Raw genomic sequence first — 14,325 nt, 5'->3', positions numbered from 1 at the left:
CTAATTTTTAATCTGGAAGAGCAATAGTATGACCTCCACAAAACAAAAGCCGCACCCCCAATAAGGTGCGGCTTTTGTTTTGTAGCAGCTAAAAGCTAATATCTATTTTTTCTTTTCCTCGTCCTGCTCATTATCTGTGCGGTTTTGAGGAGTGTAGTTGTTACCTCCTTTATCACCCTGGGCATTTTTTTCCATGTCGTTAGAGATGTCTTTTCTCTGGCCTTTGCTTGTGTCAGCAGGGCTGCTTTGTTGTTTTTTGTTTTCTTTATCGTGGCTCATAGCTTTTGCATGTTTGGTTCATCTAAAATATACGGGCTTCAGGCAAAGCAGTTGGTTTTTGGCTGCCCGCCTCTCTGTCTGCCAGCCTTGGTATCGCTACGGTTTGTCTTGCCTACAAATTCGGGCTTTGTGCCCTTCTTCAATACTTATGATTGCTATTTAAGAGAAATCTGTGCTCCGGCTGACAGTCTCTGGGAAGTAACCTTGCAGGTATAAAGGTTTTACCTGAGGTCGTTTTGCTCTGCCTCGCGGCTCTGGTTGGCGCCCTGTATGTTTGGCATGGCCCCGCCGCTCGTTTGTCCCGAAGACGAAGAGCTTTGAGAAGTGGTGGAGCTTTCTGGCAGCGTAGAGGCTTTGGCTTCCTTAGTTGCCGGCTTGGTTTTACCTGTCTCGGCAAGGTGTGTCGGCTGGGTTGGTTGCTTGTTGTTTTTCATAGCATTTTGTTTAAAGAGTATACCTGCTTCTACGATTCAAATGCTTAGTAGTTAGAAGCTTGGGTGTAGTGTTGTGGAGGTTGAATAGGAATAATCTCTTAATGCATAATCCTGGCTATAGAAATATAGTAATTATCCTGCTGTAGGGTAATTGCTTGATTACTATAGTTATGTAGGGGCCGAAGCAAGGTGTCTGAGCCTCTTTGAGTTGGATTATTGTGCGTAGTAGCAGAAGATAAAAATTTGATGCAGTTTTCAGAAGGAAGGTGCCTGCATCAAAGCCCTTGCTTAAGGTGCTGATATCTCATTTTTTCATTTCGGAGATTTGAAGATGAGCAGATTTGAGAACTACCAGAACAGCTTTTAAACGCTATCAACTCTTCACTCTCAACTCTTAAAGGAGGTCTTGCATTCTCTAAAGCAGCAGGGGCAGAAATCTCCGGAGGGGCAAAACCATTAGAATAATCGGGCACCAGGCTAATCAGGAGAATCCTTTCGTTAAGGTTCAGACAAACAGCAGCAGAGCCTCCAGAGCTCATCTTGTTGGGAAAAATAATACTTCTGTTTCCTGAATTTTGCGCTGGTGCGCGCTTGCCGCTCGTACTTTCCTATCAAGCCTTTCCAGAAGGGGCCAAAGCAGCTTGTTATAGATCAATCCTTTTAGGCTGTAGCCGTAAGGAACATTTGGTACGAGCGGCAAGCTCGCACCAGCCACCTGCTTTTCTCTACAAGATGAGCTCCGGAGGGCCATTTTTATTCAAATAATTGCATTTGGGCATTTGCTGCGGCTCCTGCTACGGCTTCTCACAATAAAGGACCACGGGCTTCTGGTGCATATCGGTGGTAAAGAACAGGTAGGTGTTTCCTCCTTCCTTTATACCTGTTTTGCGCCGGATTTCGGCTACTGTTTCGGGAAAGTTGCGAACAGTAATATTGGCTTTTTTGCCGGGCAGTTGCTGCAGCAGTTCCTTTTTGTTGCAACGGCCAGTGGCGATGCAGCGGAAAGTACGGCCCGGAAAATCGGGTAGCAAGTTATCGGAGGTGTAGAGGTGGCTGTTGGGGTGCAGCTTGGCAAGCTGGTACTGCTGCGCCAGATACTTGTAGGCTCCCGCTTTCAGAATGGCGGCGTTTGGCTCGTAAACATAAGCCTTTGCATCGGCATAAGTTACCGCAGCCGCCTGTTCCTGCTCCTCCGCAAAAACAAGGCGTTGCTCCTGCCCGCCCGCCAGCAGGTTTATGGCGCATATTTCCGGCCTGGCTACCGGAGCAGCTGAGAGCCAATACAGCACTTCCTTGCACTCGTTCTGCACCGCCACCACCCATACCTTCGTCACCGACTGCAGTTGCTCCAGGGCAAGGCCGATGTCGAGCATCGGCGATGTTTTGAGGAGCACGGCATCAGCTTTTTCGAGGAGCGTAGGCAGCAGGCGCAGCACGTCGGGCTCACAGTCCTGCAGCAGGTGTACCCGCTCGTCGCGGCCGCCGCGCCGGGCCGGGTCCAGGTATATAACATCGGCTTTGCCGCCGAAGCTGCTCAGAAATGTCTCAGCACTGGCATGCACCGCCTGTATATTGTCGGCCTGGAGCAGGCTGAAGTTATGGGCGGCAATTTCTGACAACTCCTGCTGCTGTTCTATGTGCAGTACTTTTTCGAAGCTTCTGGCAAAAAAGAAGCTGTCTACGCCAAAGCCGCCGGTGAGGTCGATAAGCGTATGGCCATTTATGAGCGAAGCTTTAAAAGCCGCAGTGGTTTCAGAAGAACTTTGCTCTACCGACAGCGCCACCGGAAAGATCGCATCCGGGTGCGCCACCCAGGTCGGGAGTTTAGTTGCGGCTTTCTGGCGCGCCTGAATCTGCTGCACCAGCTCCAGCACCGGCAGGTCGGGGTGGCGCCTGGCCTGCAGCATGAGCGTAGGCACATCCTCCTGCAGGTGCTCCTGTATAAACTGCTTTTCGGCCTCTGTAAATTGGCGCATAAATTATGGCGGGTTAGTGAGCTTTGTTTCTGCCAGGGCAAATGCTGGCCATATAGCTCCGGTTACGATAAAGTTTGCATTGCCGGTACGGGTAGTAAGATAAGTTCTGAAAAGGAAATGTTCCCCATCAATGCCTAACAACTAATCTAACAATTATGAGGTTTCTGGATCCGGACATTTTACCCTCTTCTTGCTTCAACCCATAATTCTGATGCTGTGCTTCCTTGCAAATATAGCAAATCAGGAAGTAGAGGCAGTAATGAGAAATTTTGTTTAAAAAAAATAAACAAATGTTAAACAAAATAAATACGAGCCGGTTTTAAAGCTGAAACTAATTTAGAAATTCATTTTAAAATTGAACACTATGAAAAATTGGACCAAGATTTTATTGCTGACCGTACTCCCGCTATTTGCCCTGACCAGTTGCAACGATGACGATGATGAATTGCAGCCAGGCGCAAATGTGATGGTGGTGCACGCTTCTCCTGATGCTCCCTCCGTAGATCTGCTCATAGATGATAAAAAAGTAAACACTTCGGCCCTCAGCTACCCGAACAACACTGGTTACCTAAGCGTATCCTCGGGCACGCGCAATGTAAAAGTAAATGCGGCCGGTACTTCTACCACCGTCATTAATGGCAACCTCGACCTGGAGTCGGGCAGGAGCTACAGCGTGTTCGCTATTAACACTTTAAGCAATATCGAGCCCCTGATACTGGAAGATGACCTGGCAAGCCCGGCCAACGGAAGAGCGCATGTACGTTTCCTGCACCTTTCGCCAGATGCCCCGGCCGTGGATATTGCCGTACAGAATGGCCCCACCTTGTTCAGTAACCGCGCCTTTAAATCTGCCACAGCCTTTACGCCCGTAGACGCCGGCACTTATACCCTCGAGGTAAGGTTGGCAGGAACGAACACAACCGTGCTTACCGTGCCCAACGTAATGCTGGAGAACGGAGCCATCTATACCGTGTTTGCACAAGGTTTCGCAAATCCGGCTTCCGGCAACACCAACACGCTAGGCGCAGGCGCGATCAGGAACAACTAAGGCCATGCCAGACGCACATTCGGCATAAGAACTTTTCATGGTGCGAGCGTCCTCGCCTGTGACTATTATTCCGATGCCGCTGGCTGCTTTTAAATTCTATTGCAGACACCAAATAGCTGGGAATTCTGATGGAAGGCACGTTAGTAATTATCAACAAAGTATGATCGGGTGAGCTTGTAGGCTGAGCAGGGGCTGTATTTCTGAATTATTCTAATGAAAAAGGCCCTCCCACATAAATCATGGCTGCTCCTCGCTCAGGTTGTATGCCCGTGCTTTATCGGATCAGGATATGTTTTGTCTCGTCAAATAATATAAGTGGCTGCCTTAACCGGGCGGCCACTTTTTTATGCGTTGTTCCTGGCTCAGGTACGATCTGCTGCTGCCGAAATGTTTTAGCCACAGGTAGATGCAGCCAGCGCCCGAGGAACTTTTATGGACTATTAATCTACACTAATAGAGATAGTTTTATGGATTTATGCAAAAAATTGCTTAATTTTGTGTTATCAGATGAAAACATATTAACATGATTGATACCCAACTTTCTTACAAAGTAAAAGATATTTCGCTCGCTGAATGGGGCCGGAAAGAAATAAGACTGGCAGAGGCAGAAATGCCCGGCCTGATGGCTATCCGTGAGGAATATGGCCCGGGCAAGCCATTGGCTGGCGCCCGTATTGCCGGCTGCCTGCACATGACGATCCAGACGGCGGTGTTGATCGAGACGCTGATTGAACTGGGTGCTGAGGTTACCTGGTCGTCCTGCAACATCTTCTCTACCCAGGATCATGCGGCCGCAGCCATTGCAGCCGCTGGCATTTCGGTGTATGCCTGGAAAGGTATGACCGAAGAAGAGTTTGACTGGTGCATTGAGCAGACCCTGTTCTTTGGTGAAGACCGCAAGCCGCTGAACATGATTCTGGACGATGGTGGCGACCTGACCAACATGGTGCTCGACAAGTACCCTGAGCTGGCTGCCGGCATCAAAGGGCTTTCTGAAGAGACTACTACCGGTGTGCACCGCCTGTATGAGCGCATGAAAAACGGCACGCTTCCTATGCCTGCCATTAACGTGAACGACTCTGTTACCAAATCTAAGTTCGATAACAAGTACGGCTGTAAAGAGTCGTTGGTAGATGCGATCCGTCGTGCCACTGACGTGATGATGGCTGGTAAAGTAGCCGTGGTGGCTGGCTACGGCGACGTAGGCAAAGGTTCTGCCGCTTCACTTCGTGGCGCTGGTGCCCGCGTTATCGTTACCGAGATTGACCCGATCTGCGCCCTGCAGGCCGCCATGGATGGCTTTGCCGTGAAGAAAATGGTGGATGCCGTAAAAGAGGCCGACATTGTGGTGACAGCTACCGGCAACTACGGCATTATTGGTGAGCAGCACTTCCGCAGCATGAAAGACAAAGCGATTGTGTGTAACATCGGTCACTTCGACAACGAGATTGACATGGCCTGGCTGAATGGTAACTACGGTCATACCAAAGATACTGTTAAGCCACAGGTGGACTTGTACAACATAGACGGCAAAGACGTGATCGTGCTGGCCGAAGGTCGCCTGGTAAACCTGGGTTGCGCTACAGGTCACCCATCGTTTGTAATGTCTAACTCTTTCTCGAACCAGACACTGGCCCAGATCGAGCTTTGGACGAACACAGACGCCTACGAAAATAAAGTATACACCCTGCCGAAGCACCTCGACGAGAAAGTAGCTAACCTGCACCTGGCTAAAATTGGTGTGGAGCTGGATGAACTCACTCCAGAGCAGGCCGCCTATATCGGTGTAGAAGTTCAGGGACCATTTAAGCCTGAGTACTACAGATACTAGTTTTTTGAGACACAAGTCGCAGGACAGAAGACTTTTCCTGAGTAGAGATAAAAGAAGAAGCCGGTGCAACTGCACCGGCTTCTTCTTTTATAAATAGAATTATTTGAATGATTCAGGTCCTCCGGAGGCTCGGCGGCTGCTTTCAAAACCTTATAAAAGTCTTGTGTCCTGCGTCTTAAGTCCTTTTTAAATGATATTAAACCGCGACATCAGCGTCTTCTTATAGGATTTCCCAATCGGGATGTCACCTTTCCCGAACACCACGGAGTTTTCTTCCAGAGCCTCAATTTTGTCGAGGTTGGCGATGTAGGAGCGGTGCACGCGTACAAAGTTCTGTGCCGGCAGTTTGTGCTCCATGTCTTTGAGGGTGGAGCTAACCAGGTACTTCTGATCGGCGGTTACAATAAAGGAGTAATTGTCGTAAGCCTCTACCCACAGAATATCGCTGTACATCACTTTTATGATCCGGTGCTTCACCTTCACAAAAATGTAGTCGGTAGCTACTTCCTGCTCTTTGCTATTTGTGGGATGTGCTGTCTCTTCGGCTTCCTCTGCTTTTTGGTCGTGCCTGTACAGGGCGATTTCGATGGCGGAGCGCAGGCTTTTATGATCGAAGGGCTTTACCAGAAAACCGTCTGGTTCGGTTTTCTTGGCTCTGTCTATAGTAGCTTTGTCGGCATAGGCAGTCAGGAAAATAAACGGGATCTTGAATTCGGTTTTAATGAGTAAACCAATGTCGATGCCATCGGCTTTACCGCGCAGGTTTATATCCAGCAGCACCAGGTCAGGCTTTGTCTCCCGGATCATGTTAATGGTGTCTTCACCTGAATCGATGGCACAAGTTTCATAACCTAACTCTTCCAAACAAGCAGCCAAGTCCTCCGCGATAATGACCTCATCCTCTGAAATTAGAATTTTAGGTTTTGTCATAACATTAGTTCTTACATGTATTATCTACGTAAGGTTATATATCAAAATACAAAGTATTTGTTGCGCCCTTATCGGTTTTAAGCTCCAGCCTCCCGTTTAGTTTTTTAACCAGGGAGTTTACCAGCCGCAAGCCAAAGGAAGTTGCGCTTTTAGGATCAAAATCAGCTGGCATTCCCACTCCGCTATCTGCAATGGTCAGTTTGAAGGTCTGATACGTATGATGCTCCAGGCTAATGTGCAGCCACCCCTTTTGTCCGTTAGGGAATGCATATTTTAACGTATTGGAAACTAGTTCGTTTACGATAAGTCCTAAAGTAATGGCTGAATCTATATCAACTTTTAAATGGGGGATGTTTAAGTGCAGCGCCACCTGCTCCGGCCTGGTGCCAAAAGAGGAGTAAAGGCTCTCGCAAATGCCTGTAAAATAGTTGGCCAGGTCTATTTGTGCCAGGTCCTCGTGCTGGTACAGGCGCTCATGCAGAATGGCCATAGATTGCACTCTGTTGCGGAGCGCGCGCATCACCTGAATAGATTCCGGGTCGTGCAGGTGGCGGGTCTGCAGGTTGAGCAGGCTGATCACGATCTGGAGGTTGTTCTTTACCCGGTGGTGTATTTCTTTCAATAGCGTTTCTTTTTCTCTGTTCTTTTCTTCGAGCATACGGGTGCGGTGCTGCACCCGCTGCTCCAGCAGCGAGTTCTGCTTCACCAGGTTCCGTTCGCGCAGCCGGATAAGTGAAATGACGGCCCCTGCCACTACCAGCAGGAGAACCGTAATAAACCACTCGCGTTTCCAGACAGGAGGGGCCAGCGAGAAGCTGTAGCTTGCCGGGGCGGGCGTCCAGAACCCGTCGTTGTTGCGCGCCATGACCTGGAACGTATAGTTGCCGGGGTTCAGGTTGGCATAGGTAGCAGAGGTCCTGGCCGTTATGCCCGACCAGTTGTCCTGCAGCCCGATTAGCCGGTAGCGGTACCGCACCTGCTCCGGGTTAGACAGCGAAATGCCCTGGAAACTGAAGGTGACATGGTTCTGATCGTAGCGGAGTTGCAGGTCTGCCGGCAGCCCGGTAGCAGTGTCTGTCTTAAAGCCCAACTCCTGCCAATCGGCGGGCTGCATAAACAGGTCTATCGAGGTCAGAAATGTTTTAGGATATACCCTGTTAAGCTTGTCGAGGCGGTGCGTGTAGCTGGTAAGGCCGCGGGCGGTGCCGAACCACACGGTCCCATCGGGGGTTTGGGTTATGCTGTTGCGGCTCACTTCCCTGCCCCTGAAACCATCCTTTGCGGTATAGGTCTTAAAGGTAAGCTCCTTTTGCTGCTGGTAAAGACTTAAAGACGCTTTCAGGACACTGCGGCTGGTGCCGACCCAAAGAAAATTCAGGTTGTCGATGTACAGGCTGAGGATGCTCTCGTCGGGCAACCCATTGGCGGCATCAAAGACCCGTGGGTATTGTAGGTTCTGGTCCAGTATCAGGAGGCCTTGGTCATACCCGCCAAAGTACAGGTTCCCGAGCGAGTCTTCCGCAATGGAATACACCTCACGGAAGTTAAATTTTTTCAGCGCTGGCACTGCTTCCATGGCGCCATTCCTCTCTCTGAATATGCCATTTTCGGTGCCTGCCCATAAAATGTTCCGGCTGTCGAGGTGCAGCTGGTGTACTTTGCCAAGGGCCGGGGCAAAAGGTGCGGAGAATCTGCCGTTGCTGAACCGGGCTATACCCCCGGCGGTGGCAAACCACAGGTTGCCTGGCGGGTCAGAAAGGCACTGGTACACCTCGTTAGATGGCAGCCCGTGTTGAACTGTGTAGTGGGTTGTTTGGGCTGGCGTAATTTGCCAGACGCCGTTGCTGGTGCAGACCCAGAACAGTTCCGCCTGGTTGGTCCGGATATCGTGCAGGATCGTGCCCCGGGGCCAGAGGCCAGGCCAGATCCATTGCAGCTTCTCCCGCTCCATTAGAGCGGTGTGGCCGTCTTCGGTCCCGATCATAAGGCGGCCCTGCGTATCTTGCGAGAGGGTGGTGACTCGGAATTCGTTGATCTCTCCGAAATTAAAATAATGCGTAAACCACGGGTTGCGGTACTGCTGAAGTCCCTGTCCGTTGGTCCCGATCCAAATATTGCCTTCCGAATCGCTGGTCAGTGCGGCAATGTGGTTTGTCTTAAGACCATTGCGCTTAGTAAGGTGTTCGAAGTGCCTGCCATTGTATTTCAGAATACCCTCGTGCCGAAGGCCGATCCAGATGTTCTGGTCAGCATCCTGTGCAAAGCCGATCACGTCGGGCTGCCTGATGCTGGCTGGCAAGGCTAAATTGGTGAGCTGCCCCTGCCTGAATACAGCCACTCCGAGGCTGGTGCCGACCCAAATGCTGCTGTCGGTGCCCTGCCAGAGGCAGTTGATGTTGTTGGAAGGAAGCAAACTGGTTTGCGCCGTAACCGACAGGGTGCCGGATGCGCCGTTTATGAGCAAGCCATTGGCCGCGCTGCCTGCCCACACTTCGCCGGCCGCAGTACTGAGTACCGCTGTATAAGCCTGCGCAGGAAACTGACTGCTCCTGGTAAAAGTGTTGTCTTTTGTAACGAAGAGCCCGTTGCCTGTGGCAGCCCAGATGCGCCCCTTGTTGTCCTCAGCAAGGCTGTTTACTTTTCCTGTCGGGTGCGGGGTGGCCCGGGGAGCTGGTTTAAATTCCGATCCGTTGAACAGCATGATTCCTTGCCTGGCCGTACCTATCCAGAGCTGGTTTCGGCTGTCTTGCAGCAGACTAGTGATGTGGTTGCTGCTGAGGCCCTGGCGTTTGGTGAAGGTAGTGAAGCTAATGCCGTTGAAGCGACCCAGCCCGCTGCGCGTTCCCAGCCACAGTTGCCCCTTGTTGTCTTGCAGTATGGCATTGACCTGCGACTGTGGCAGCCCATGTTCCTGGGTCCAGTTACGGAAATTGTACTGCTGCCCCTGTAACGAAACAGGGCAACAGAGGATGAGCAGTAGCCTTATAAGCCACCTTAAACAATGCCCTGTGCAGCGGCTGTGTTGCATTATGCGAAACCCGGATAATTGTATTTGTCAGTACGTGTACGGCAGATATAGAGTAAGAGTATTGCAAAAAGAATATGTTGTGGGTGCGGCGGCAGAGAAAAAGTAGGTCCGGAGGGCCTTTTTCATTCACATAATTTGGTTTAATGTGCTGCCTGACCCGGTACCGTTTAGCTATATTGTTGCATAGCCCCGGTGCTGAGCGCTCACAGCTGGGGAAGGAGCCTCAAGCCAAGACCGGGATTTGTAAGGTAGCCAGCTCAGGTCATTCATTTCCAAATCTCCAAATTGAAAAATTGAAAAATTAGCACATCAGCACATTGATCCATTAGCACATTAATCAGCACGTCAAAACAAATTATTTGAATGAAAAAGGCCCTCCGGAGCCTTTGCTGCTGCTGCTCCTGCTGGCAATTGCTGATACCTGACGGGGCCTCACCAGGAGGGGTTTTTATCACGTACGAAAATTATTTCCTAATTTCTGCAACTATGCCAGCAAAGGCCCCGTATAAACAAACGGCTAAAAGTTGAAGATTAATTTAATAAAAATTCATTTTCAAGATAAGGAAAAGCCTCTCTGTAAAACGAGAGGCTTTTTTTGTTTTACAGGTAACTCCATCCTTCCTTTTCCACCTTTTATCTAAGCTTCCCGGTCTCTCTCCGTTACTGTGCGCTCTGCTCAATTCTGCCTAAGAAGGCAATTTGCTATTGGTATAAACACGCATAATTTGTTCCTTTGCTGCCACAGCCGCAAGAACAGATGAGCGTAAAGATATCAGTTGTTATTATTACATATAACGAAGAAAGGGTCATCGGGCCTTGCCTCGACTCTGTGGCAGGCATAGCAGATGAGATCGTGGTAGTTGACTCTTTCTCGACCGACCGGACAAAAGAAATCTGTGAGTCGTATGGCGTTAATTTTTCGGCTAACCCTTTTGTGGGGCACATCGAGCAAAAGAACCATGCGCTAACCCTGGCCAGCTACGACCATGTGCTCTCGCTCGATGCTGACGAGGCCCTGACGGAAGAACTTAGGGAGGCAGTGGCAGCAGCCAAAGCCAACTGGACCAAAGACGCCTATAAGCTTGCCCGCCTTACCAACTACTGTGGCAGCTGGATAAAACACTCCGGCTGGTACCCCGACTGGAAAGTACGCCTGTTTGATCGCAGAAAGGCGCACTGGGGCGGCCAGAACCCTCACGACAGAGTCATATTAGCCGCAGAGGCAACCCTGGGTATTCTAAAAGGAGACTTGCTGCACTACTCTTACTACAGCATCAAGCAGCATCTGGATCAGGTTAATTTTTTTACAGAAATAGCCTTAGAAGAGATGAAGCGCAGAAACAAAAGGACTTCTATCCTGGCCCTGCTCCTGAAACCTCCGTTTAAATTTATAAAGATGTATTTTGTACAGTTGGGCTTTCTGGATGGGTTTGCCGGTTTCTGCATAGCTGTAATCTCATCGTATGCTGTGTTTGTTAAATACGCAAAGCTTTACCTTTATAACAAGAACAGAGCCTGATGAAGACAATTCTTATAAGCAGGCCAGATGCTATTGGCGATGTGGTGCTCACCTTGCCAATGTGCGGCTGGCTGAAGCACCTGCTCCCGGATTGCCGCCTTATTTTTCTGGGGTCTACTTATACGGCTCCTGTAATTGCCTGCTGCGAACATGTGGATGATTTTATCAATGCCGATACCCTGCTCGCCCTGCCATACCAGGAGCAGGAAAGTTTCCTGAGGGCAAAGTCCATAGATATCGTCATACATGTACTTCCGCATAAAGCCATCGCAAAGCTGGCCTACAGTGCCGGCATTCCGCTGCGCGTAGGCACCCGCAACAGGTGGTTTCATTGGCGCACCTGCAACAAACTAGTGGCGCTGAGCCGGAAAAACTCCGACTTACACGAAAGCCAGCTAAACCTGCAGCTGCTGAAGGGAATCGGCATCAACAGCTTCCCTGCTTTTGAAGAAGTGCATCGCTATACTGGCTTTGCCAGCATTGCCCCTTTGCCGGCATGGGCGCAGGAACTGTTGGATCAGAGGCAGCCGGGGAAGTTGAACATCATTCTGCACCCTAAATCAAGAGGCAGCGCCCGGGAGTGGAGTTTGCAGCATTATGGCGAGCTGGCCCGCTTGCTGCACAGGCAGGGGCACCAGGTGTTTGTAACGGGTACTGCAAAAGAAGGAGATTTAATCAGAAACTGGCTGCAAGAGCACGCCGATTTCGTACAAGACATGACAGGACGCTTCGAGCTGTCAGAATTTATCAGTTTTACAGGCGCAGCCGATGGCATAGTGGCGGCCAGTACGGGTGCCCTGCATCTTGTGGCGGTGGCAGGGGGGCATGCCCTGGGTATTTACGTGCCTATGCGGCCGCTGCATCCGGGGCGCTGGGCCCCGATAGGGGAGCATGCCGATTTTCTGGTAAAGCCCATCGCCTGCCAGGATTGCCGTAAGCGCCCGGAGTCGTGCCATTGCATAGCGGAGATTAGCCCTGCCATGGCCATGAGCAAAATAAATGGCTGGCACGGGCAGTAAAAAAGCAGGATATAGGCCTGCTTAAATGGGGTTATAGCAATGGCAGGTAACTTTTTTGCGCCAATTTTGTATGTAGACCTATATAGTTGTCCGTTGTTAAGGATAAATAAAGTTAGGGCCATATCTTTGTACTATAAGACAGGCCTGATTCACTTACGTAAGTACAAACTCTAATTAAATGAGCGAGCAAACAGGTAAACAACTGAGTAAGGAGGAAAAAGATGCACGGTTTGAGGCCGAGCTGCTTCCTGTATTGGCCCCTCTGTACAACTTTGCCTACAGACTGACCTTAGATGAAGATGATGCCAACGACCTGGTGCAGGAAACATATCTTAAGGCGTATCGCTTTTTTGATTACTTCGAACAAGGAACTAATGCAAAAGCATGGCTGTTCCGAATCCTGAAGAACTCCTTCATCAATGAGTTTCGCAAAAAGAGCAAACAACCCGCTAAAGTAGACTACAGCGAAGTAGAAGGATATTACAACACCGATGACGTAGAGGGCGAGGGAGGCGTTGCTTCCACCTCCGACATGCGCACAGAGAGCGTGCAGGACCTGATAGGCGACGAGGTGGCCAGTGCCCTGAATGCGCTTCCCGTCGATTTCAGGACGGTAATTATCCTGTGCGATCTGGAAGGATTTACATACGAGGAAATGGCCAAGATACTTGACATACCGATCGGAACAGTAAGATCGAGGCTGCACCGCGCCCGGAATTCTCTGAAAGAAAAGTTGGAGGAGTATGCCAAAAGTATGGGATATAACAGTTAACAAAAAATACTAGAGTTTGAAGTTAAGATGGAAACAGGATTTACAGAAGCGTACAAGAAAATGTCTGAAGAAGGCAACGAGACAGACTGTGAGAAGGTAGCAGGGATCTTAGATCTGGTCATAGATGGGGAAGCAAGTTCCGAAGAGCAGTATTTTTTCAATTCCCATATTGAAGAGTGTGTGCCCTGCTTCGAGAGCCATCAAAAGCAAAGGCTTCTGAAAAGCATTATCAGCGGCCATTTAAAGCGCGTTATTGTTCCCGAGCGGCTCGCTCACTCTATTAAGACCAGGATCCAGGAAACCGTATAACACCTCTGATGCAAGGAAAGATCATCATATTTTCGGCTCCGTCCGGTGCCGGCAAAACCACTATCGTAAAGCACCTGCTGCAGGTGAACCCTAAACTAGACTTCTCCATCTCGGCCTGCACCCGCGACAAGCGCGGTCGGAGCGAGGAAAACGGGAAAGACTATTATTTTATCACACCCGAAGACTTTAAGCGAAGGATCGAAAAAGACGAGTTCGTGGAGTGGGAAGAAGTGTACGAAGGCGCTTTTTACGGCACCCTGAAATCGGAGATTGAGCGCATCTGGGCCAGCGGCAAATACCCGATCCTGGATGTGGATGTAAAAGGAGGACTAAGTATAAAAGAATTCTACAAAGACAGCGCACTGGCTATTTTCGTAAAGCCACCTTCCATAGACGAGTTGGCCAAGCGCCTTACAGCCCGCAACACCGATTCTACCTCGAGCATATCGAGCCGGGTGTTTAAAGCGGAGTTTGAGCTCAAGTTCGAGAATAAGTTCGACAAGGTAATTGTGAACGACAACCTGGAGGAGGCCTTTGCCAAAGCGGAGAAGCTGGTTTCAGACTTTCTTAACGCAGAGCAGGCGTAACCATGAAGGTAGGGCTCCTGTTCGGCTCTTTTAACCCGATCCATATCGGGCACCTGCTGCTGGCAAACTTCATGGCCACCAGCACCGACCTCGACACAGTTTGGTTTGTGGTGTCGCCCCAGAACCCGTTTAAGCAGAGCAACACGCTCCTGCACGAGTTCGACCGGCTGCACATGGTCTCGCTGGCCATCGGCGATAACCCGGACCTGGGGGTGTCGAACATCGAGTTTCATATGCCCAGGCCGAGCTATACCATCGATACGCTGACCTACCTGCAGGAAAAGTACCCCAGCTACGAATTTGTGCTGATCATCGGCGAAGACAATCTGGCCGGGTTTCCGAAGTGGAAGAACTACGAGAGCATCCTGAACTACCACCGGGTATACGTGTACCCCCGCTCCGGCTCGGCCACCACCGACCTCACGACAACACTTCCGAATGTTTCTTTTGTAAAGGCGCCTGTGCTGGATATTTCGGCCACTTTTATCAGAGACTGCATCCGGCAGGGCAAGTCCATCCGGTACATGCTGCCAGACGAGGTGGCCGCCTATATTAAGGTGCACAAGCTTTATCTGTGATTATGTTCCATAACC

At 50.2% G+C, this 14,325-nt stretch carries 13 protein-coding genes; 8 read left to right on the top strand and 5 right to left on the bottom strand.

The annotated features are described in order from the left end of the window. Positions 1-102: 102 nt before the first annotated feature. The 3 genes from FJM74_RS10340 to FJM74_RS10330 form a co-directional block, all read right to left on the bottom strand. On the bottom strand, positions 103-279 hold the full coding sequence (locus tag FJM74_RS10340) for a hypothetical protein (RefSeq protein WP_187262529.1): 177 nt from the start codon (positions 277-279) through the stop codon (positions 103-105). A gap of 221 nt (positions 280-500) precedes the next feature. Further along, entirely contained in the window at positions 501-713 is a 213-nt protein-coding gene (locus tag FJM74_RS10335) for a hypothetical protein (RefSeq protein ID WP_187262528.1), read from the bottom strand. A 794-nt stretch (positions 714-1,507) separates the two neighbouring features. Next, entirely contained in the window at positions 1,508-2,689 is a 1,182-nt protein-coding gene (locus FJM74_RS10330) for a THUMP-like domain-containing protein (protein WP_187262527.1), read from the bottom strand. Between the two features lie 364 nt (positions 2,690-3,053). Here FJM74_RS10330 and FJM74_RS10325 point away from each other — a divergent pair, with 364 nt between their 5' ends. Both FJM74_RS10325 and ahcY read left to right on the top strand, forming a co-directional pair. After that, positions 3,054-3,737 (top strand): DUF4397 domain-containing protein, encoded by a 684-nt coding sequence (locus FJM74_RS10325; protein ID WP_187262526.1) that lies wholly within the window; start codon positions 3,054-3,056, stop codon positions 3,735-3,737. A gap of 523 nt (positions 3,738-4,260) precedes the next feature. After that, positions 4,261-5,568, top strand: coding sequence for an adenosylhomocysteinase (gene ahcY / locus FJM74_RS10320; RefSeq protein WP_187262525.1), 1,308 nt, complete (start codon positions 4,261-4,263; stop codon positions 5,566-5,568). Positions 5,569-5,754: 186 nt separating this feature from the next. On the opposite strand, the gene FJM74_RS10315 is transcribed toward ahcY, so the two are convergent. Continuing rightward, a complete protein-coding gene (locus FJM74_RS10315; RefSeq protein ID WP_187262524.1) occupies positions 5,755-6,498 on the bottom strand; it encodes a LytR/AlgR family response regulator transcription factor in 744 nt (247 codons plus the stop codon). Between the two features lie 34 nt (positions 6,499-6,532). Continuing rightward, a complete protein-coding gene (locus tag FJM74_RS10310; protein ID WP_187262523.1) occupies positions 6,533-9,526 on the bottom strand; it encodes a two-component regulator propeller domain-containing protein in 2,994 nt (997 codons plus the stop codon). 757 nt (positions 9,527-10,283) lie between these two features. On the opposite strand from FJM74_RS10310, the gene FJM74_RS10305 reads away from it, so the two are divergent. The 6 genes from FJM74_RS10305 to nadD all read left to right on the top strand — a co-directional run bounded on the left by FJM74_RS10305 (position 10,284) and on the right by nadD (position 14,310). Further along, positions 10,284-11,045 carry a glycosyltransferase family 2 protein gene (locus FJM74_RS10305; RefSeq protein ID WP_187262522.1) on the top strand — a complete coding sequence of 254 codons (762 nt, stop codon included), beginning with the start codon at positions 10,284-10,286 and terminating at the stop codon, positions 11,043-11,045. Then, the gene (locus FJM74_RS10300) at positions 11,045-12,064 is read left to right on the top strand and encodes a glycosyltransferase family 9 protein (protein ID WP_187262521.1); all 1,020 of its coding nucleotides are present in this window, start codon (positions 11,045-11,047) and stop codon (positions 12,062-12,064) included. The genes FJM74_RS10305 and FJM74_RS10300 overlap by 1 nt, the downstream gene beginning before the upstream one ends. 178 nt (positions 12,065-12,242) lie before the next feature. Then, a complete protein-coding gene (locus FJM74_RS10295; protein ID WP_187262520.1) occupies positions 12,243-12,836 on the top strand; it encodes a sigma-70 family RNA polymerase sigma factor in 594 nt (197 codons plus the stop codon). Positions 12,837-12,863: 27 nt separating this feature from the next. Beyond that, entirely contained in the window at positions 12,864-13,145 is a 282-nt protein-coding gene (locus FJM74_RS10290; protein ID WP_187262519.1) for a zf-HC2 domain-containing protein, read from the top strand. An 8-nt stretch (positions 13,146-13,153) separates the two neighbouring features. Next, a complete protein-coding gene (gene gmk, locus FJM74_RS10285) occupies positions 13,154-13,732 on the top strand; it encodes a guanylate kinase (protein WP_187262518.1) in 579 nt (192 codons plus the stop codon). 2 nt (positions 13,733-13,734) lie between these two features. Continuing rightward, entirely contained in the window at positions 13,735-14,310 is a 576-nt protein-coding gene (nadD, locus tag FJM74_RS10280) for a nicotinate (nicotinamide) nucleotide adenylyltransferase (protein WP_187262517.1), read from the top strand. Positions 14,311-14,325 lie beyond the last annotated feature (15 nt).

Source organism: Pontibacter beigongshangensis (genome assembly GCF_014332515.1).
GTDB classification, from domain to species: domain Bacteria; phylum Bacteroidota; class Bacteroidia; order Cytophagales; family Hymenobacteraceae; genus Pontibacter; species Pontibacter beigongshangensis.
Note: the sequence above shows the minus strand (reverse complement) of the source record. Positions and strands in the feature narration are given on the sequence as shown.